Here is a 20,573-nt window from a genome sequence, read left to right on the forward strand (position 1 = left end):
ATATTATCTGATACAATAATAACATCTATTCGATTGTTTAATTTTAAGGAGTTGACAAAATGACCCAAGAAAATAAAGTAGCACTTATTACAGGTAGTAGTAGAGGAATTGGTAAAGCAGTAGCCATTCGTTTGGCAGAAAAAGGTTATAACATTGTTGTGAACTATGCACGAAGCAAAACGGCTGCATTAGAGGTAGTTGAACAAATTGAAAAATTGGGCGTAAGAGCTATTGCGGTTAAGGCTAATGTAGGAAAGCCGGAAAAAATAAAAGAGTTATTTTCACAAATTGATGAGGAGTTTGGCAGACTTGATGTGTTTGTAAATAATGCAGCATCAGGTGTTCAAAAGCCTGCAATGGAATTAGAAGAAAGTCATTGGGATTGGACAATGAACATTAATAGTAAAGCTCTTCTTTTCTGTGCACAAGAAGCGGCAAAGCTAATGGAGAGGAATGGCGGGGGCTTCATTGTTAGTACAAGCTCACTTGGCTCGATTAGATATTTAGAAAACTACACAACAGTTGGTGTTTCTAAAGCAGCATTAGAAGCTCTTACAAGATACTTAGCTGTAGAATTATCCCCGAAAAACATTATTGTAAATGCCGTTTCAGGTGGAGCTGTTGACACGGATGCTTTAAAGCATTTCCCGAACCGTAATGAGCTATTGGAAGATGCAAGGAAGAATACTCCAGCAGGAAGAATGGTTGAAATAGAAGATATGGTTAATGCTATTGAGTTTTTATTAACGGACAAAGCATCAATGATCAGAGGTCAAACGCTTATTGTTGATGGGGGCCGTTCTTTGCTCGTATAGGCTGAAACGTGAGCACTAAAGGCTTAGAGTCTCAATAAAAATTTAATTTAAATTTTTTTAAAATATGTTGGATATTAAATTCACCTCTAGGACAATCTATATTTCGTGGAGGTGATATCGAATGGCACAGAACAATTTCCAAGCTGGTAAAACAGCATCAGGGACTAACATCCAACATGTAAAACAACAAAACGCTCAAAGTGCTCAAGGTAGCCAAGCTGGTGCAGGTCAATTTGGTACTGAATTTGCGAGCGAAACTAACGTACAACAAGTTAAACAACAAAACCAACAAGCTGAAGCTAACAAAAACCAAAATTCTTAATTAGCTAAAGCTCTAAGACACCTTTCCCACAGCGTGGAGAGGTGTCTTTTCTTTTGTGCTTAAACTTGGGCGGTTTCGAATCATCGGGGATATTTTTCTAAAACGACAAAAGTTTCGGTTCCTCTACATAACTAGTCAAAGGATCAAAAAAATTTATGAAGAATTTAATATACAAAAGTGATTATGAGTCTCTATTGAAAGGAGAATAAACATGAATTTTGATCAACTAGTAGGTGAGCAATTAAAAACCATGGATAAATTATTATACCTACAGTCAGAAATTGAAAGATGTCAGGATATAAAAACTCAATTGGCTGCCCTACAAGACGAAGCTAAACTTCAATCCATTCATGATGAAATCGCACAAATGAAAGAAGAATTAAATAAAATTCAACAAGTCTTTGAAAGACAAACAGAAGAGGTTATTCAGTCTTACGAAGATCAAAAGTTTGAGACTGTTTCATGATACGATCCTTAATAAAATAATTAACTCCGATTCCGGCATTTATTTATGCTGGATTTTTTATTGCTTCTGGAGAAAAGTAAGTTCAATAGCAGGAGTGAAATGTCGTTCATCGGGTGAATGAACGACAAAACGAAGGAGGAAAAGGAGTGGAGTGTCGTTCATCGAGTATATGAACAACAAAACTCCGGAGATGAACTAGTCTTATTAGAAAAAATAGCTTCCCAATCCCCTTAGCATATAATTCTAACCTGCAAAACAGTATATAACCTTACAGTTATAACTCTTTTATTTTCTTTTTTCCCTGACAAACGTTATAATGAAAGGAACTATATAAGGTGAAGACGTTGTGAAATAGATTTCACGAAGCAACCAATCGAAAGAAGGGGAGAAAAGTGGGCTTTCCCAGGGAAGGAGACAAAATTCAAATTCATAGTTATAAACATAATGGCTACATTCATAGAGTCTGGGAAGAATCAACTGTATTAAAGGGTTCTCAGCACTGTATTATTGGTGGGAATGACAGAACAATTGTTACGGAATCAGACGGTAGAACATGGGTGACAAGAGAGCCGGCAATCTGCTACTTTCATGCCAGACATTGGTTTAATATTATAGGTATGCTTAGAGAAGATGGAGTATATTATTACTGTAATATTAGTTCGCCTTTTGTGTGGGATGATGAAGCATTAAAGTATATTGACTATGATCTTGATGTGAAGGTTTATCCAGATATGACATATACAATTTTGGATGAAGATGAATATGAGCTGCATAGTAAGCTAATGAATTATCCAGAAGTTATTGATCTCATCTTAAGAAAAAACCTCGAAACATTACTTCGTTGGATTCGACAGAAAAAAGGTCCGTTTGCACCTGAATTTATTGACGAGTGGTATGAACGATATTTAACATACGTAAAATAGTAAATGTAATAAGGGTGACTCATGGGGTCAGCCTTTTTAATTATTGTAAAACGACTCATATTGAGCTGGACGAATGAGTATCAATGCAAGTAAGACATAACTATGACCAGCTTTAGTTCGTAAACCGAATGTTTGGCGTTAGATTAGAAACGGGGGATTTTTTTGGGGGTAGTTAAACGATACTTGGCTTTTGTAAAGCCTTATCGTCTACAAATTATAGGGACGATTATTATTGGAGTTATAAAGTTTTCTATTCCGTTATTATTGCCGCTGTTAATTAGGCATGTTGTGGATAATATCATTGGCGGAAACGGCACAGAAGCAGAAAAAACAAAAGAATTATTAACCATTATGGGCTTTATGTTTGTTTTATTTGTTGTCATTCGTCCACCAGTCGAGTACTATCGGCAATACTTTGCACAATGGACAGCAAGTAAAATTTTGTATGATATAAGAGATCAACTTTTCACTCATCTACAAAAATTAAGCTTGCGATATTATGCCAATACAAGAGCTGGAGAAATTATCTCACGTGTTATAAATGATGTAGAACAAACAAAGAATTTCGTCATAACAGGTCTGATGAATGTTTGGCTTGATGTTGTGACGATCATTATTGCCGTTGGGATTATGTTTTCAATGAATGTAAAACTTACATTAGTTTCAATTGTTCTTTTTCCACTTTATGGTTTGTCTGTTAAATACTTTTACGGAAGATTACGACACTTAACAAGAGTTCGCTCACAGGCTCTTGCAGAAGTTCAGGGGCATTTACATGAACGGGTTCAGGGTATGCCTGTTATTCGCAGCTTTGCTACGGAGGAATTTGAGCAGAAGCAGTTCGCGAAGGAAAATGCAAATTTTCTAGAAAAAGCTCTTACTCATACTAGCTGGAATGCCAAAACCTTTTCCGTAGTTAACACGTTAACTGATATTGCACCGTTAATTGTTATCACTTTTGCCGGGTATCAAGTTATTCAAGGGCAATTAACAATAGGTACAATGGTTGCGTTTATCGCTTATATTGAACAACTATATAATCCGTTGCGTAGACTAATTAATTCTTCAACCACTTTAACACAGGCCTTTGCCTCTATGGATCGCGTGTTTGAATTTATTGATGTTCCATATGAAGTGGTAGATAAACCAGATGCTAAAAAGGCTGATGGAGTTAAAGGAGAAATTGAGTTTCAGAACATATCCTTCCGCTATCAGGAGGATGAAGCGCTTATTATCGAAGGGTTATCTTTGAAGGTGAAAAAAGGTGAAACTCTTGCACTAGTTGGGATGAGTGGAGGAGGTAAATCAACTCTTGTTAGCTTACTTCCACGTTTTTATGATGTTACAGGTGGAAGAATTTTACTTGATGGAATTGATATTAGAGATTATGAAGCGCAAAGTCTCAGAGAACAAATTGGGATGGTGCTTCAAGATACATTCTTGTTTAGTAATACTGTGAGAGAGAATATTCTTATCGGTAAGCCTGGGGCATCTGAAGAGGAGATCGTTGCAGCAGCGAAAGCAGCCAATGCACATGACTTTATTACAAAGTTACCAAAAGGATATGATACTAAAGTTGGTGAAAGAGGAGTTAAATTATCAGGTGGACAAAAACAGAGGGTATCCATTGCGAGGGTGTTTTTGAAAAATCCACCAATACTTATTTTAGATGAAGCTACCTCAGCGCTTGATTTAGAAAGTGAGCATCTTATTCAAGAAGCACTTGAGAACCTTGCGAAAGAACGCACAACCTTTATTGTCGCTCATCGCCTGTCAACAATCACTCATTCTGACAAAATTGTCGTGATTGAGGATGGTAACGTGTTAGAAGAAGGAACACATCAAGAGTTGATGGATAAGCAAAGTCATTACTATAAATTATTTCAAATACAGCAATTAGATTAGTGAAAGCACAATCTTCTTATGGAGATTGTGCTTTTATATTTTCATAACAAAAAATAGGGTCAGCATCTGCTAAACCCTACTCTTCTGATAATTTAATTTCATTGTCTTGCTTATGATAGCTGTGGAAGCTGTAGATGAGCGTATCTAAGTGTTCAAGCTGTTCGCTATAATCAATGATCGTCGAAACGAGTGGTAATAGATGAAAAAAGTAAGTAGAATTTTGATCTTGTTGAAGTTCCATATAAGCATCCATTAAATGTTGTTTATTAAATTTATCTTCTTCTAACAACTCAGTTGATTGAATTGTTTTTGTTTTTCCGATAAAACGAAGTAATGCTTCTTCGTGAACATACAACAAATGATCCAATTCTTTAACAAGGACCTTTTGAAAGTGCTCGGGCATATGATGGAGATCATTTTCAAAACGGTGTAGTTTCTTCAAGGTATCTAAAGCTCTATTTGTTGTGACAATCATCTGGCGGAATAGCACAAGCTTTCTTGATTTAGAGTAGGTTTCTCTTTTAAAATAGTTTCGCTCTTCTTTATAATTTAAATAAAGCTGATCAAGCTTTATCATTTGCTCTTTAAATTTTTCGATATCGTCTTTTAGTACATTATGTTCTGAAGCATGACGTAAATTCACTCTAATCCATTTAATGATGTCCTCTGTATTAGATGTGACAAGGTTGTAAAGCTTTGTTTCATATTTAGGCGGAATAAATACTAGATTCACAATAAAAGCAGCCAATACTCCGAGCATTACAGTAAAAAAGCGAATGGATGCTATTTCAATGAAATTTTCACCAGGCTTTCTAAAATCGCGATAACAGTAACAAGAGAAACAGGTATTGTGCTTTCAATCTTTAGTTTTAAATTTATTGCGATAACAATGATTGCTGTTAGTCCGATAACAAATGGATGGGAACCAAAAATTAAACCGAATCCAATTGCTAACGCTGCGCCGATAACATTTGCTTGAACTTGCTCAATAATAGATAAATAAGAACGATAAATTGTCGGCTGTATCGCGAATATAGCGGAAATACCGGCAAAGGCCGGAGATGGCAACTGTAGGACAGTTGCTAAAAATAATGCAAGTGTAATAGCGATCCCTGTTTTTAGGATACGGGCACCTAGTTTCATGTATGTTTAGTGACATTCCTTTCTTGAACTTAATCAATATCGTACTATACAGCGATTTAGTGCTATTTACAAGATGCACTTTCCCTTTTTTACATAAATTTAAAACGTTCATCTATTCTGAAAAATGGTAAAAAGAAAAGTGAAGACAGGGTACTCGTGTACTCTGTCTTTCATGTTTCTTTTATGATAGTTTGCTGAACGCAACCTCTACGGCTTTTAAAGTTTCTTCTATATCTTCTTTAGTATGTGCAGTTGTTAAGAACCATGCTTCATATTTCGAAGGTGCAAGGTTAATTCCCTGCTGGAGCATAAGTTTGAAGAACTTGGCAAACATTTCACCATCTGTATTTTCTGCCTGCTCATAGTTCGTTACCTTTTCCTCTGTGAAATAAATCGTTAATGCACCTTTTAAACGATTTAGTGTTATCGGAATATTGTATGTACGAGCATGAGCTAATATACCTTTTTCAAGAATGGCACCTAACTCATCAAGGTTTTCATAAACATTTTCTTGCTTAAGTACTTCTAAACAAGCAATACCTGATAGTATTGATGCTGGGTTGCCAGCCATTGTGCCGGCTTGATAAGCTGGCCCTAAGGGAGCGACTTGTTCCATAATTTCTTTCTTTCCACCATAAGCGCCGATTGGAAGCCCGCCACCGATGATTTTACCTAACGCTGTTAAGTCAGGATAGACACCTAAAAAGTCTTGTGCTCCACCATACATAAAACGAAAAGCGGTGATTACTTCATCATATATAACAAGAGCACCAGCGTTGTGGACTAGCTCATTCACTTCTTTTAAGAACCCGGGTTTAGGCTCAACAATTCCGAAGTTCCCTACAATAGGCTCAACTAAAATTGCAGCAACTGAATCTCCCCATTTGTCCAATGCTTCTTTTAAAGGTTCAATTTCATTAAAGGGAACTGTTATAACTTCTGAAGCAATACTTTTTGGAACACCTGCAGAGTCGGGAGTTCCTAATGTCGAAGGACCTGAGCCTGCGGCAACAAGTACAAGATCAGAATGTCCGTGATAACATCCGGCAAATTTAATAATTTTATCTCGACCAGTATATGCGCGTGCAACACGAATTGTCGTCATAACAGCCTCAGTGCCTGAGTTTACAAACCGAACTTTGTCCATAGCTGGCATAGCTTCTTTAAGCATCTTAGCAAATGTAATTTCATGAGGTGTTGGTGTACCGTATAAGACCCCGTTTTCTGCCGCTTTTGAAATTGCTTTTGTTATATGTGGGTGAGCGTGTCCTGTAATAATTGGCCCGTATGCAGCTAAATAATCAATATACTTGTTTCCGTCAACATCCCAAAAGTAAGCTCCGTTTGCTTTTTCCATGACAACTGGAGAGCCGCCACCAACTGCTTTATAAGAACGTGAAGGAGAGTTCACTCCGCCAACAATATGTTTAAGTGCTTCTTCATGTAATTCATGTGATTTCGTAAATTCCATCTTATCCTCCTGGTATGTATCAAACTTGGAACAATGTTTATTCTATCATGAATACTGTCTATATAAAAAACGTCAAATTATAATAGATTCCAATGCATACCATTTGTTGAAATCATTGTTTTTAGATAGACTAATAAGTTGTGGTCAAATTTGGAGGGGACGAAAAATGACAAATATTATTGAGGTAAACCAATTACGTAAAGAATTTAAATCGTACTCCAGCCGTCAAGGCTTAAAGGGTGCGTTTCGTGATCTGTTAAATAGACAATATAAAACCATTCCTGCAGTAAATGATGTAACATTTACTGTGAAGCAGGGTGAGATGGTTGGTTATATCGGTGAAAATGGTGCAGGTAAATCAACATCTATTAAAATGTTAACGGGCATTTTGACACCAACTTCTGGTCAGGTGCTTGTAAACGGGATGAATCCACATAAAGAACGTGAACGGTTTGTGCAGTCGATTGGAGTTGTGTTTGGACAACGATCACAGCTTTGGTGGGATATTGCGGTACAGGAGTCGTTTCGTCTGTTGAAGAAAGTGTACAAAGTATCAGACAAAGATTATAACGAGCATATGGAGCATGTTATCGCCACCTTAGATATAGGGCCATTGCTAGATAAACCTGTACGTAAACTATCATTAGGTCAAAGAATGCGATGTGAATTAGCGGCTGCACTTATTCATAATCCACCACTTTTATTTTTAGACGAACCAACAATCGGTCTGGATGTTCTAGTTAAATTGAAAATCCGTCAATTCTTAAAAGAAATGAATGAAAAATATAAAACAACCATTCTTCTAACTACACATGATTTATCAGACATAGAGGCGTTGTGTGAACGTGTCATCATGCTTGATGAAGGTAGTGTTATATATGATGGAGCTTTAGCTAAATTAAAGTCTCACTGGGGAGAAGGAAAACAAATAGAATTCCAGTTTGCCGAAGAAATCGTTCAGGATCAGCTAACCTTTATAACGCAGGACCTTGATGTTCAATGGCAAAAAGGAGATAAACTAAATGTTTGGACAGCACTTGTAAGCGATAAAGAAGCACAAATGTCAGAATTAATTGGTCGCGTTGTTGGCACACATCAGATTAAAGATTTAAGTGTAAATGAAATCTCAACAGAAGAGGTTATTCGAAACATTTATGAAAAGGGAGAGGCTCTTTCAAGCTGAGGTGACATAATGGATAAATATATTGAAATGATCAGAATTCGCTTTTTAATGATGCTCGCTTATCGCACAAATTATTACAGTGGAATTTTAATTTACAGCATTAATATTGGTGCTTACTATTTTTTATGGACAGCGATTTACGGTGGTAAAGAGTCAATTGAGGGATTATCTGCCGTTCAAATGACTACTTATGTTGCGGTTTCCTGGATGGCAAGAGCTTTTTATTTTAATAATATTGATCGTGAGATTGCGCTTGAAATAAAGGAAGGTAAGGTGGCTGTTGAGCTTATCAGGCCGTATAATTATCTTGGTATGAAAACAATGCAGGCATTTGGTGAGGGTGTCTTTCGGTTATTTTTCTTCTCAGTACCAGGAATGGTCATTGTTGCACTTGTTTTCCCATTGGAGCTTTCATCAAATGGAACAACATGGCTTTTATTTGCGAGCTCACTAATCTTTAGTTTTATTGTGAATACCCAAATTAACTTAATAACGGGTATGCTAACTTTTTTCCTTTTTAATAATGATGGATTAATGAGAGCAAAGCGGGTTATTATTGATCTGTTTTCGGGACTTTTACTACCTATAAGCTTTTATCCGATGTGGGCTCAAGACATTATGGTGTATTTTCCGTTTCAAGCAATAAGTTATATTCCGAGCATGATCTTTACAGAAGGTATTACAGGAAATGAAGTATGGCAGTCAATATTGTTACAAGGATTTTGGGCACTTGTGTTACTTCTTCCAATTCAAATTCTCTGGATATTAGCAAAAAAACGAATGATCATACAGGGAGGTTGAGGGAATGTTTTACTTTTCAATGTTCACACAATACATTGGACAATATATGAAAACAAGGCTGCAATACCGAGCTGACATGGTTGTTGAGCTATTATCTGATATGCTTTTTCAAGTAACAAACTTGGTCTTTATCCTAGTAGTATTTGGTCATACTCAATTTTTAAGTGGGTGGACCAGGGATGAAATTATCTTTATATATGGGTTTTTCTTAGTTCCTTTTGCAGTGTTTGGTGCATTTTTTAATATTTGGGACTTTAATGAAAGATATATTGTAAAAGGTGAGATGGACAGGATATTAACTAGACCAATTCATAGTCTTTTTCAGGTTATTCTTGAGAGAATGGAGCTTGAGTCACTGTTTGGAGCAATCACAGGAATTATTATTATGGGATATGCTTCTATACAGCTTGGATTAAGCTATGAGTGGTACGATTTTATCTTATTTATTATATTTGTGATTAGTGGTGCACTCGTTTATGCAGGTATTTTTGTTTCATTAGCGAGTATTGGATTTTGGTCAGATGCACGAACATCTCTTATGCCGATGATGTACAATATCGGGAACTATGGTCGTTACCCTGTTGATATTTATAATGCAGTTATTCGGTTTGTGTTAACGTGGATTTTACCTTTTGCCTTTGTGGGGGTTTATCCTGCAGCTTTTTTCCTAGGAAAAGATGAGTGGTATGTGTACTCTTTTCTTACTCCTGTCATGGGGATTGTCTTTTTTTGTCTTTCTGTTTTTCTTTGGAACGCAGGAGTTAAAAGATATAGAGGTGCTGGAAACTAAATATATTAGAAGGGTCAGACAACAGTTTGTCTGGCCCTTTTCGTTTTCTCTCATAACCTTCTTTAAGCTTGTATATATTGTACAAAGTGTGTTCTTGAGTAGGGTGGGAGCAATGTGGGACTTATATTTTGTATATGTATTGCTGTTTGTATATTCATGAGCTTTAAAAGTGTTGTTATCATTTGCTTTCAAAGAAATTTTCTCTCTTTTGAGACAATCATTATGATTACATATCTTTATCTTTCTTTACTAATTGGATTTGGCATGATTTATTTGATTTGTATTCAAAGTAATATTCCGGTTCTTCATGAAGCTGGGATACCAATTTCTGATGGGTACTTTGATAATCTTTTAACCTCTTTGTATTTTAGTGCGGTTACGTTATTTTCCGTTGGTTATGGTGATGTTGTTCCTGTAGGAGTGGGACGTTTTCTAGCTGTCCTTGAGGCATTAATAGGATATATCCTGCCAGCTGTTTTTTTAGCTCGTACAGTTATAGGGAACGAAAAATAGTTAATAGTTGTACGAAAGGCTAAAGTTGGTTACGCTTAGTGTAACAAACACTTCTTGGAGGGATAAATATGACAATAGAGGTTGGAAACACTGCACCAGATATTGAGTTAGTAGCTGATAACGGAGAAAAGGTTAAGTTATCTGATTATCAAGGAAAGTACGTTGTATTATATTTTTATCCAAAGGACATGACACCAGGCTGCACAACTGAGGCTTGTGATTTTAGAGATCAACATCAAAGCTTTTCAGATTTGAATGCTGTCATCTTGGGAGTAAGTCCAGATCCACAGGAAAGACATCTAAAGTTTAAAGAAAAACATGATCTTCCTTTTCAACTATTAGTTGACGATGAAAACAAACTAGCTGAAGCTTTTGGAGTTTGGAAGTTAAAGAAGAACTTTGGTAAAGAATATATGGGAATTGAGCGCTCCACTTTTATTATAGATCCTGAAGGGAAAATGATAAAAGAATGGAGAAAAGTCAAGGTAAAGGATCATGTTGAAGAAGCCTTGAATTACATTAAGGAAGTAAAAGCTTAAGGTAATACATGATGTTATTAACAAACTGTAATATCTTGGTTGCCGACATAAATTTACATAATGAAAACTAAAAAGTAGAAGGTGTCCATATGAGAGACGAAAGAATAACAAACTTAGCCTCTGTGCTTCTGAATCACTCGGTAAAAGTGAAAAAAGGTGAAAAGGTATTAATACGTGGTCATCTAAACACAAAGTCTTTAATAACAGAATTAATTGATCAAGCGTATTCATTAGGAGCATATCCTTATGTTGATCTTTTTGATGATGAAATTTCATTACATTTAGCTAAAAATTATCAAAGAGAGCAATTAGAAACGCAAGCTAGCTGGCAAATGCAAGTTTACAAAGATGTGGATGCAGTCATTATTATTATTGGCGAGGAAAATGATGCTGAAATGGCTGATATTCCAATGGAAAAGCATAGGTTACGCGGTGAAATCATGAAGCCGGTATCTGAATTCTATGTGAACAATCGTAAATGGGTTCTATTAAACTACCCTACTAAAGGGCTGGCACAAAAAGCGGGCATGAGTACAAGAGCATTTGAGGACTACTTATTTGAGGTTTGTACAGTAGACTATGAGAAAATGGCAAGTGCCGTTGCACCATTAAAGAAGTTAATGGAAAATACTGACCGTGTACGTCTAACAGGTCCAGGAACTGATTTAAGCTTCTCCATTAAAGGAATTCCAGTTGTACCTTGTACAGGTGAAGCGAATGTTCCAGATGGTGAGATCTTTACAGCTCCAATTAGGGACTCAGTAAATGGAACAATCTCCTTTAATACACCTTGTCCCTATCATGGCACAACGTTCCGAGATGTGAAGCTGACTTTTGAAAATGGAAAAATCATTGAAGCTGTTGCAGATCAAACAAAAAAGCTTAATGAAATATTAGATACAGACGAAGGGTCAAGATATATAGGAGAATTTGCAATTGGATTTCATCCTATTATTGAGGAGCCGATGGGAGATATTTTATTTGATGAAAAGATATGTGGAAGCCTGCACTTTACACCGGGTGAAGCATATGAAGAAGCGGATAATGGAAATAAATCTGCCATTCATTGGGATATGGTTTTAATACAAAGACCTGAATACGGTGGAGGAGAGATTTATTTTGACGATGTGTTAATCCGTAAAGATGGTCAATTTGTGTTACCTGAACTCGAGGGATTAAACCAGGAGAATCTTAAGTAAAAAGTATGAGCCTATTTTAAAAGGTAAGGCAAACGTCCAGCCAAAATAGGAATTAGAGCGTAATGTATTAGGGAAGGCATTACCTCCTCAAATGTTAGCGCCGGATTGAAGTGCGGACCCGTGTTCCGCACTCTTTTTATGTTATTAGGAAACACGAACCATAACAGTTTTAATACATAAAGGGGGATTTCAGTGTGCAAATACTATCAACTGTGAAATTACCAGATTATTTAAAAGAAGAACTTTCTCAGAGTTTTCCGGATATCACGTTTCATCATGATAAAAAGATAAATGAAGCGAAGGATCTTATACCAGAAGCAGAAGTCATCTTAACCTATGGAGAGGATTTGACAGAGGATCATATTAAAGCGGCTGATAATCTAAAATGGATTATGGTTGCTTCCGCTGGGATTGACCGACTTCCTTTCTCTATTCTTGAGGAGCGAAATATTACTGTAACAAACTCTAGAGGGGTACATGCTATACCGATGGCTGAATATTGTATCTCCATGATGCTACAGGTTTCAAGGCAAGCTGAGGTGTTAATTGAAAATCAAAAGCAACATAACTGGAATAGACGAGTTAGGATGGAAGAGCTATATGGAAAAACGGTTTTAATTATAGGTACCGGTGCGATTGGGATTCAAACGGCTAAACTATGTGAAGCGTTCGGAATGAAAGTTTTAGGCGTCAACAGTGATGGAAGAAAAGTAGAGCATTTTGACCGTGCCTATAGTATGGATGAAGTTTCAATTCCTCTAGCAGAAGCAGATTTTGTGATGTCTGTTCTTCCGAGTACTGTAAAAACAAAAGGGCTTTTAAATAAAGACTTTTTCTATAGAATGAAGCAAGATTCTGTTTTTATTAATATCGGAAGAGGAGATGTAGTTGTTGAGAATGACCTCATTCCATTACTTAATGAAAACAAAATTAAACATGCGGTGCTAGATGTGTTTGAAAAAGAACCTTTAGCTGAGGACCATCCATTTTGGGAGATGGACAATGTTACGGTTACGCCTCATCTCTCAGGGATTACAAAGAATTATCTGCCTAGAGTAATGGTGATCTTTCATAGAAACCTTCAGTACTATTGTCATCATCAACTAACAAGTATGGAAAATATCATAGCATTAGAGAAAAGATATTAGGACAAAGAGAATGAATGAAAGCTGTTGGTAAATAATACTCTTATATAAAGAAAGTTTGACAAAAGAGATTCTCACAATGTACACTAATTATAAAGATTATAAAGTAAGAATGTTTTTAGAAGTGAGGTGCATGGCGAATGTCTGAACATCAATTAAAAGATGCGTTGGATGCCTTAAAACAAACAGGAGTACGTATTACACCTCAACGTCATGCTATACTTGAATTCTTAGTCGATTCCATGACACACCCTACAGCCGATGATATATATAAAGCGTTAGAAGGAAAATTCCCTAATATGAGTGTTGCCACAGTTTATAACAACTTAAGGGTATTTCGTGAAGTTGGACTTGTAAAGGAATTAACGTATGGCGATGCATCAAGTCGTTTTGATTTTGTAACGTCAGATCACTATCACGTAATTTGTGAGAAATGTGGAAAGATTGTTGATTTCTCTTACCCAGGACTTGATGAAGTTGAGGCGTTAGCTGCACATGTAACGGGATTTAATGTAAGTCACCATCGAATGGAGATTTACGGTGTGTGCAGTAGTTGTGAAAAGAAAGAAACACATTAAACAAGCTGGTCTTATGGACAGCTTGTTTTTTTGTTGTACTTTCTTCCTTTTAAATAAATAAAGAAGAACGGCTCTATTAAGCCGTTCTTCTTTATTTGTTTAAACTCTTTTTATTATAACTTTCATCAAATTCTTTTCCTTCAAGATCCTTGTCCAATGTTAAAGGTTCCTTACAATACATACACATGTCTACCCGTCCAAGTATCTTTGTTGGTTTCCCGCATGATGGGCATGTGACTTGTACAGCTTTTGTTGAGAGCATACCGATCCAAAAGTAAACAACGGTGCTTGCGATAATCGAAAGCATTCCTAACATCATAAAGATCGTCATAACCCACATGTTTGTTCGGAAAAATACTCCAATATACATAATAATAAACCCTATAAATATTAAGCTTAAAGCAAAGGTTCTTATTTTATTTATTTTACTAGTATATTTACGAGCCATTTTGACCTCCTAGAATAGATAAATTTTAAGTTCGTTTGCAATTGTCACCTTTAAAGTGAAAGATATAAGTAACAAGCTTCTTTTGGTCATAAGATACTTGCGCTTTTTTAAATATAGCACAGGTTATATAATAGATAAATTGTTTACTAAATTTACATAAAAACTTGTTTTTTTAAAGTGACTCTGAAAGTAAAGGGTTTTGACAATGAGATGTAGAAACATTTAGTAAAGCCCATATAAGGGAGGAAGACTGATGGAAAATATTCTCCGTCCTATTTATCAAGAACGAGCAAGTCATACCAATACTTTAGCTATTATCATGATTGAAAAGCGGAACCAAACCTCCCCTTTAACTGATAATTTAGATGTAGCTTTACTGGTTATTGTAAACGAAGCTGAGCAGGCTTTATTTGTTAAACATTATGAATATGAAGATAAAAAAGCATCTTTAACGGTGATGACGAAAGATGATCTGAACGAGTCCATCCTGTTAGGTACAAATAGAAGGATTGTAGATTGGATCCTGAATGGGAAAATTCTTTTTGATCGTAATGAATACATAATAGAACTAATTGACCGATTAAAAACATTTCCTTTTAGTGAAAGGAAAATGAAAATCGGCATTGAATTTGCAAAGTTGGTTCGAAGATACTTAGAGGGTAAGGAGTTCTTCGAATCAAGGCAATTATTAGATACTTATAATCATGTTGTTCACGCGTTACACCATCTAGCAAGACTTGAAGTGATTGACAGGGGGTACTATCCTGAAGTAACGGTATGGAACCAGGTAAAACAAATAGAGCCGCAAATTTATAAATTGTATAAGGAATTAGTGGAAAGTGAAGAATCTCTAGAGAAAAGATTAGAATTACTTTTCTTAGCAAGTGATTTTCTAATCCATTCTAAGACAGAAATTGGTGCAGCACATATATTAACTGTTATGTCTGAAAAAGATTCATGGTACTTCGATGAGCTTTATCAACATCCAGAATTGAAATATTACTCTGTAGACTTAAGTGTTCTTTTAGAATTTTTGGTTGAGAAGCAATACATATCTATAGAAAGAAAACAAACAAAAGGTAAAGGGATTTATCATCGTATATATTTTCTTGAGAAAAAATATTGACTTTGATTTTTGTAGGTGATATATTATTAAACGTCGCTGTTACTTAAGTGTTAGCAGCGTCCTTAATTTCTTCTTAACGGCAAGAAAACTTTTTTTGAAAAAGAGTTGACGATCCGAATTGAAGATGTTATATTAATAAAGTCGCTTCTGAGAGAACGACATTAACTGATCTTTGAAAACTAAACAAAACCAAGCGTGCAAATGTTAATCTTTGATTAACAAAAAACGTACTATATAGTACAAACTTTTATGAGCTATATCAACTCTTTATTGGAGAGTTTGATCCTGGCTCAGGACGAACGCTGGCGGCGTGCCTAATACATGCAAGTCGAGCGAACCAATGGGAGCTTGCTCCCTGAGGTTAGCGGCGGACGGGTGAGTAACACGTGGGTAACCTGCCTGTAAGATTGGGATAACTCCGGGAAACCGGAGCTAATACCGGATAACATTTCGAACCGCATGGTTCGAAATTGAAAGATGGTTTCGGCTATCACTTACAGATGGACCCGCGGCGCATTAGCTAGTTGGTGAGGTAACGGCTCACCAAGGCGACGATGCGTAGCCGACCTGAGAGGGTGATCGGCCACACTGGGACTGAGACACGGCCCAGACTCCTACGGGAGGCAGCAGTAGGGAATCTTCCGCAATGGACGAAAGTCTGACGGAGCAACGCCGCGTGAACGATGAAGGCCTTCGGGTCGTAAAGTTCTGTTGTTAGGGAAGAACAAGTACCAGAGTAACTGCTGGTACCTTGACGGTACCTAACCAGAAAGCCACGGCTAACTACGTGCCAGCAGCCGCGGTAATACGTAGGTGGCAAGCGTTGTCCGGAATTATTGGGCGTAAAGCGCGCGCAGGCGGTTTCTTAAGTCTGATGTGAAAGCCCACGGCTCAACCGTGGAGGGTCATTGGAAACTGGGGAACTTGAGTGCAGAAGAGGAGAGTGGAATTCCACGTGTAGCGGTGAAATGCGTAGAGATGTGGAGGAACACCAGTGGCGAAGGCGACTCTCTGGTCTGTAACTGACGCTGAGGCGCGAAAGCGTGGGGAGCGAACAGGATTAGATACCCTGGTAGTCCACGCCGTAAACGATGAGTGCTAAGTGTTAGAGGGTTTCCGCCCTTTAGTGCTGCAGCAAACGCATTAAGCACTCCGCCTGGGGAGTACGGTCGCAAGACTGAAACTCAAAGGAATTGACGGGGGCCCGCACAAGCGGTGGAGCATGTGGTTTAATTCGAAGCAACGCGAAGAACCTTACCAGGTCTTGACATCCTTCGCTACTTCTAGAGATAGAAGGTTCCCCTTCGGGGGACGAAGTGACAGGTGGTGCATGGTTGTCGTCAGCTCGTGTCGTGAGATGTTGGGTTAAGTCCCGCAACGAGCGCAACCCTTGATCTTAGTTGCCAGCATTCAGTTGGGCACTCTAAGGTGACTGCCGGTGACAAACCGGAGGAAGGTGGGGATGACGTCAAATCATCATGCCCCTTATGACCTGGGCCTACACACGTGCTACAATGGATGGTACAAAGGGCTGCAAGACCGCGAGGTCAAGCCAATCCCATAAAACCATTCTCAGTTCGGATTGCAGGCTGCAACTCGCCTGCATGAAGCCGGAATCGCTAGTAATCGCGGATCAGCATGCCGCGGTGAATACGTTCCCGGGCCTTGTACACACCGCCCGTCACACCACGAGAGTTTGTAACACCCGAAGTCGGTGGGGTAACCGTAAGGAGCCAGCCGCCTAAGGTGGGACAGATGATTGGGGTGAAGTCGTAACAAGGTAGCCGTATCGGAAGGTGCGGCTGGATCACCTCCTTTCTAAGGAAAATGGAGCACGCTTGGTATTTTGTTTAGTTTTGAGAGATCATACTGATCTTTCTATATAAGTAAGACTCAATACATAGGAGTCTAAATGCAGATTGCATTTGAACATCCTGTGTTTTATGTTCCTTGAAAACTAGATAACGAAAACAATTCAAGTAATTCACTGAGTTTAAACGCTTAGTTTAGTGATTCTCTTAATAAATGTTAATCAAGATAGTAAGTTTGATCTTATGTCTTGAGACAAAGGAGAAGCGAGAAGTTCGAGGCGACGACCTGATGAGGAGCGGAGTGTACGAGAGTACATGAGCACCGGAAGATGGGAAGTCAACGAAGAAATTCGACGCTTATCGTTTGTCGAAGGTTAAGTTGTTAAGGGCGCACGGTGGATGCCTTGGCACTAGGAGCCGATGAAGGACGGTACTAACACCGATATGCTTCGGGGAGCTGTAAGTAAGCTTTGATCCGGAGATTTCCGAATGGGGAAACCCACTGCTCGTAATGGAGTAGTATTTTTACCTGAATACATAGGGTATTAAAGGCAGACCCGGGGAACTGAAACATCTAAGTACCCGGAGGAAGAGAAAGCAAACGCGATTTCCTGAGTAGCGGCGAGCGAAACGGAAGAAGCCCAAACCAAGAGGCTTGCCTCTTGGGGTTGTAGGACACTCTATACGGAGTTACAAAGGAACGGAGTAAATGAAGAGGTCTGGAAAGGCCCGTCAAAGAAGGTAACAACCCTGTAGTTGAAACTTCGTTCCCTCCAGAGTGGATCCTGAGTACGGCGGGACACGTGAAATCCCGTCGGAAGCAGGGAGGACCATCTCCCAAGGCTAAATACTCCCTAGTGACCGATAGTGAACCAGTACCGTGAGGGAAAGGTGAAAAGCACCCCGGAAGGGGAGTGAAATAGATCCTGAAACCGTGTGCCTACAAGTAGTCAAAGCCCGTTAATGGGTAATGGCGTGCCTTTTGTAGAATGAACCGGCGAGTTACGATCCCGTGCAAGGTTAAGTTGATAAGACGGAGCCGCAGCGAAAGCGAGTCTGAATAGGGCGAAAGAGTACGTGGTCGTAGACCCGAAACCAGGTGATCTACCCATGTCCAGGGTGAAGTTCAGGTAACACTGAATGGAGGCCCGAACCCACGCACGTTGAAAAGTGCGGGGATGAGGTGTGGGTAGCGGAGAAATTCCAATCGAACTTGGAGATAGCTGGTTCTCTCCGAAATAGCTTTAGGGTACTAGCCTTGAAATGAGAGTCTTGGAAGTAGAGCACTGATTGGACTAGGGGCCCCCATCGGGTTACCGAATTCAGTCAAACTCCGAATGCCAAAGACTTATGTTCAGGAGTCAGACTGCGAGTGATAAGATCCGTAGTCAAGAGGGAAACAGCCCAGACCACCAGCTAAGGTCCCAAAGTATACGTTAAGTGGAAAAGGATGTGGAGTGCTTAGACAACCAGGATGTTGGCTTAGAAGCAGCCACCATTTAAAGAGTGCGTAATAGCTCACTGGTCGAGTGACTCTGCGCCGAAAATGTACCGGGGCTAAACGTATCACCGAAGCTGTGGACTGTTCTTTTAGAACAGTGGTAGGAGAGCGTTCTAAGGGCTGTGAAGCCAGACCGTAAGGACTGGTGGAGCGCTTAGAAGTGAGAATGCCGGTATGAGTAGCGAAAGAGGGGTGAGAATCCCCTCCACCGAATGCCTAAGGTTTCCTGAGGAAGGCTCGTCCGCTCAGGGTTAGTCGGGACCTAAGCCGAGGCCGAAAGGCGTAGGCGATGGCCAACAGGTTGAAATTCCTGTACCACCTCCTCACCATTTGAGCAATGGGGGGACGCAGAAGGATAGGGTAAGCGCGCTGTTGGATATGCGCGTCCAAGCAGTTAGGCTGACAACGAGGCAAATCCCGTTGTCACATAAGGCTGAGCTGTGATGGCGAGGGAACTATAGTACCGAAGTTCCTGATTCCACACTGCCAAGAAAAGCCTCTAGCGAGGTGAGAGGTGCCCGTACCGCAAACCGACACAGGTAGGCGAGGAGAGAATCCTAAGGTGAGCGAGAGAACTCTCGTTAAGGAACTCGGCAAAATGACCCCGTAACTTCGGGAGAAGGGGTGCTTTTTAGGGTGAATAGCCCGGAAAAGCCGCAGTGAATAGGCCCAGGCGACTGTTTAGCAAAAACACAGGTCTCTGCGAAGCCGCAAGGCGAAGTATAGGGGCTGACGCCTGCCCGGTGCTGGAAGGTTAAGGGGAGAGGTTAGCGCAAGCGAAGCTTTGAACCGAAGCCCCAGTAAACGGCGGCCGTAACTATAACGGTCCTAAGGTAGCGAAATTCCTTGTCGGGTAAGTTCCGACCCGCACGAAAGGCGTAACGATCTGGGCACTGTCTCAACGAGAGACTCGGTGAAATTATAGTACCTGTGAAGATGCAGGTTACCCGCGACAGGACGGAAAGACCCCGTGGAGCTTTACTGTAGCCTGATATTGAATTTTGGTACAGCTTGTACAGGATAGGTAGGAGCCTGAGAAGCCGGAGCGCTAGCTTCGGTGGAGGCGTCGGTGGGATACTACCCTGGCTGTATTGAAATTCTAACCCACAGCCCTGATCGGGCTGGGAGACAGTGTCAGGTGGGCAGTTTGACTGGGGCGGTCGCCTCCTAAAATGTAACGGAGGCGCCCAAAGGTTCCCTCAGAATGGTTGGAAATCATTCGTAGAGTGTAAAGGCACAAGGGAGCTTGACTGCGAGACCTACAAGTCGAGCAGGGACGAAAGTCGGGCTTAGTGATCCGGTGGTTCCGCATGGAAGGGCCATCGCTCAACGGATAAAAGCTACCCCGGGGATAACAGGCTTATCTCCCCCAAGAGTCCACATCGACGGGGAGGTTTGGCACCTCGATGTCGGCTCATCGCATCCTGGGGCTGTAGTCGGTCCCAAGGGTTGGGCTGTTCGCCCATTAAAGCGGTACGCGAGCTGGGTTCAGAACGTCGTGAGACAGTTCGGTCCCTATCCGTCGTGGGCGTAGGAAATTTGAGAGGAGCTGTCCTTAGTACGAGAGGACCGGGATGGACGCACCGCTGGTGTACCAGTTGTCTTGCCAAAGGCATAGCTGGGTAGCTATGTGCGGAAGGGATAAGTGCTGAAAGCATCTAAGCATGAAGCCCCCCTCAAGATGAGATTTCCCATAGCGTAAGCTAGTAAGATCCCTGAAAGATGATCAGGTTGATAGGTCAGAGGTGGAAGCGCGGTGACGTGTGGAGCTGACTGATACTAATCGATCGAGGACTTAACCTAATTAAAGCGTAAACTTAGTGAATTGAATTGTGAATCGTTATCTAGTTTTGAAGGAATATAAAAGTGAAAAAACACTTGAATTCTTCTTATA

16 protein-coding genes, 2 rRNA genes and 1 pseudogene are annotated in these 20,573 nt (G+C 39.6%); 16 read left to right on the forward strand and 3 right to left on the reverse strand.

All coding sequences use genetic code 11. The annotated features are described in order from the left end of the window. Nucleotides 1–59: 59 nt before the first annotated feature. The 5 genes from fabL to MVE64_RS16460 all read left to right on the forward strand — a co-directional run bounded on the left by fabL (nucleotide 60) and on the right by MVE64_RS16460 (nucleotide 4,431). A complete protein-coding gene (gene fabL, locus MVE64_RS16440; protein WP_098798585.1) occupies nucleotides 60–815 on the forward strand; it encodes an enoyl-[acyl-carrier-protein] reductase FabL in 756 nt (251 codons plus the stop codon). Between the two features lie 121 nt (nucleotides 816–936). Further along, nucleotides 937–1,137 (forward strand): gamma-type small acid-soluble spore protein, encoded by a 201-nt coding sequence (locus tag MVE64_RS16445; RefSeq protein WP_247339585.1) that lies wholly within the window; start codon nucleotides 937–939, stop codon nucleotides 1,135–1,137. 211 nt (nucleotides 1,138–1,348) lie between these two features. After that, entirely contained in the window at nucleotides 1,349–1,603 is a 255-nt protein-coding gene (locus tag MVE64_RS16450; protein WP_098798587.1) for a YgaB family protein, read from the forward strand. Nucleotides 1,604–1,995: 392 nt separating this feature from the next. Next, nucleotides 1,996–2,526: a nucleoside tri-diphosphate phosphatase gene (gene ntdP, locus MVE64_RS16455; RefSeq protein ID WP_098798588.1), complete on the forward strand. Its 531-nt coding sequence runs from the start codon at nucleotides 1,996–1,998 to the stop codon at nucleotides 2,524–2,526. A gap of 162 nt (nucleotides 2,527–2,688) precedes the next feature. After that, entirely contained in the window at nucleotides 2,689–4,431 is a 1,743-nt protein-coding gene (locus MVE64_RS16460) for an ABC transporter ATP-binding protein (protein WP_247339586.1), read from the forward strand. A gap of 76 nt (nucleotides 4,432–4,507) precedes the next feature. Here the strand turns inward: MVE64_RS16460 and MVE64_RS16465 are convergent. Together MVE64_RS16465 and MVE64_RS16470 are read right to left on the reverse strand one after the other, a co-directional pair. Further along, a pseudogene (locus tag MVE64_RS16465) lies at nucleotides 4,508–5,574 on the reverse strand (aromatic acid exporter family protein). Between the two features lie 181 nt (nucleotides 5,575–5,755). Further along, on the reverse strand, nucleotides 5,756–7,045 hold the full coding sequence (locus tag MVE64_RS16470; protein ID WP_247339587.1) for a glutamate-1-semialdehyde 2,1-aminomutase: 1,290 nt from the start codon (nucleotides 7,043–7,045) through the stop codon (nucleotides 5,756–5,758). Between the two features lie 166 nt (nucleotides 7,046–7,211). Between MVE64_RS16470 and MVE64_RS16475 the strand changes: the two genes are divergently transcribed. From MVE64_RS16475 to perR, 8 genes are all read left to right on the forward strand, one after another. Beyond that, the gene (locus MVE64_RS16475) at nucleotides 7,212–8,228 is read left to right on the forward strand and encodes an ABC transporter ATP-binding protein (protein ID WP_247339589.1); all 1,017 of its coding nucleotides are present in this window, start codon (nucleotides 7,212–7,214) and stop codon (nucleotides 8,226–8,228) included. A 9-nt stretch (nucleotides 8,229–8,237) separates the two neighbouring features. Next, a complete protein-coding gene (locus MVE64_RS16480; RefSeq protein ID WP_098798593.1) occupies nucleotides 8,238–9,029 on the forward strand; it encodes an ABC transporter permease in 792 nt (263 codons plus the stop codon). Between the two features lie 4 nt (nucleotides 9,030–9,033). After that, on the forward strand, nucleotides 9,034–9,819 hold the full coding sequence (locus tag MVE64_RS16485) for an ABC transporter permease (RefSeq protein ID WP_247339590.1): 786 nt from the start codon (nucleotides 9,034–9,036) through the stop codon (nucleotides 9,817–9,819). A 114-nt stretch (nucleotides 9,820–9,933) separates the two neighbouring features. Further along, nucleotides 9,934–10,332: a potassium channel family protein gene (locus tag MVE64_RS16490; RefSeq protein WP_098798595.1), complete on the forward strand. Its 399-nt coding sequence runs from the start codon at nucleotides 9,934–9,936 to the stop codon at nucleotides 10,330–10,332. Nucleotides 10,333–10,400: 68 nt separating this feature from the next. Then, on the forward strand, nucleotides 10,401–10,871 hold the full coding sequence (bcp, locus tag MVE64_RS16495) for a thioredoxin-dependent thiol peroxidase (protein ID WP_247339597.1): 471 nt from the start codon (nucleotides 10,401–10,403) through the stop codon (nucleotides 10,869–10,871). Between the two features lie 89 nt (nucleotides 10,872–10,960). Beyond that, nucleotides 10,961–12,070: an aminopeptidase gene (locus MVE64_RS16500; RefSeq protein WP_247339598.1), complete on the forward strand. Its 1,110-nt coding sequence runs from the start codon at nucleotides 10,961–10,963 to the stop codon at nucleotides 12,068–12,070. 194 nt (nucleotides 12,071–12,264) lie between these two features. Beyond that, entirely contained in the window at nucleotides 12,265–13,218 is a 954-nt protein-coding gene (locus MVE64_RS16505; protein ID WP_247339599.1) for a D-2-hydroxyacid dehydrogenase, read from the forward strand. Nucleotides 13,219–13,355: 137 nt separating this feature from the next. Continuing rightward, on the forward strand, nucleotides 13,356–13,793 hold the full coding sequence (gene perR, locus MVE64_RS16510; protein ID WP_098798599.1) for a peroxide-responsive transcriptional repressor PerR: 438 nt from the start codon (nucleotides 13,356–13,358) through the stop codon (nucleotides 13,791–13,793). Between the two features lie 91 nt (nucleotides 13,794–13,884). Here the strand turns inward: perR and MVE64_RS16515 are convergent, their stop codons facing one another. Continuing rightward, entirely contained in the window at nucleotides 13,885–14,241 is a 357-nt protein-coding gene (locus MVE64_RS16515) for a YgzB family protein (RefSeq protein WP_098798600.1), read from the reverse strand. Between the two features lie 253 nt (nucleotides 14,242–14,494). Between MVE64_RS16515 and MVE64_RS16520 the strand changes: the two genes are divergently transcribed. The 3 genes from MVE64_RS16520 to MVE64_RS16530 all read left to right on the forward strand — a co-directional run bounded on the left by MVE64_RS16520 (nucleotide 14,495) and on the right by MVE64_RS16530 (nucleotide 20,482). Beyond that, nucleotides 14,495–15,367, forward strand: a complete 873-nt coding sequence (locus MVE64_RS16520; RefSeq protein WP_247339600.1) for a nucleotidyltransferase-like protein — start codon at nucleotides 14,495–14,497, stop codon at nucleotides 15,365–15,367. Between the two features lie 267 nt (nucleotides 15,368–15,634). Then, nucleotides 15,635–17,185, forward strand: a 16S ribosomal RNA gene (locus tag MVE64_RS16525). A gap of 365 nt (nucleotides 17,186–17,550) precedes the next feature. After that, nucleotides 17,551–20,482, forward strand: a 23S ribosomal RNA gene (locus MVE64_RS16530). The 16S and 23S rRNA genes sit together here, the layout of an rRNA operon. Nucleotides 20,483–20,573 lie beyond the last annotated feature (91 nt).

Origin of the sequence: Metabacillus endolithicus, assembly GCF_023078335.1 — a bacterium.
GTDB lineage: Bacteria > Bacillota > Bacilli > Bacillales > Bacillaceae > Metabacillus > Metabacillus endolithicus.

Bases quoted from the DNA above. Each gene is read 5' to 3' on its own strand.
- MVE64_RS16515 (WP_098798600.1), bottom strand. From the start codon at position 14,241: ATGGCTCGTAAATATACTAGTAAAATAAATAAAATAAGAACCTTTGCT.
- fabL (WP_098798585.1), top strand. From the start codon at position 60: ATGACCCAAGAAAATAAAGTAGCACTTATTACAGGTAGTAGTAGAGGA.
- MVE64_RS16520 (WP_247339600.1), top strand. From the start codon at position 14,495: ATGGAAAATATTCTCCGTCCTATTTATCAAGAACGAGCAAGTCATACC.
- MVE64_RS16475 (WP_247339589.1), top strand. From the start codon at position 7,212: ATGACAAATATTATTGAGGTAAACCAATTACGTAAAGAATTTAAATCG.
- MVE64_RS16470 (WP_247339587.1), bottom strand. From the start codon at position 7,045: ATGGAATTTACGAAATCACATGAATTACATGAAGAAGCACTTAAACAT.
- MVE64_RS16500 (WP_247339598.1), top strand. From the start codon at position 10,961: ATGAGAGACGAAAGAATAACAAACTTAGCCTCTGTGCTTCTGAATCAC.
- MVE64_RS16485 (WP_247339590.1), top strand. From the start codon at position 9,034: ATGTTTTACTTTTCAATGTTCACACAATACATTGGACAATATATGAAA.
- MVE64_RS16445 (WP_247339585.1), top strand. From the start codon at position 937: ATGGCACAGAACAATTTCCAAGCTGGTAAAACAGCATCAGGGACTAAC.
- MVE64_RS16480 (WP_098798593.1), top strand. From the start codon at position 8,238: ATGGATAAATATATTGAAATGATCAGAATTCGCTTTTTAATGATGCTC.
- bcp (WP_247339597.1), top strand. From the start codon at position 10,401: ATGACAATAGAGGTTGGAAACACTGCACCAGATATTGAGTTAGTAGCT.
- MVE64_RS16450 (WP_098798587.1), top strand. From the start codon at position 1,349: ATGAATTTTGATCAACTAGTAGGTGAGCAATTAAAAACCATGGATAAA.
- perR (WP_098798599.1), top strand. From the start codon at position 13,356: ATGTCTGAACATCAATTAAAAGATGCGTTGGATGCCTTAAAACAAACA.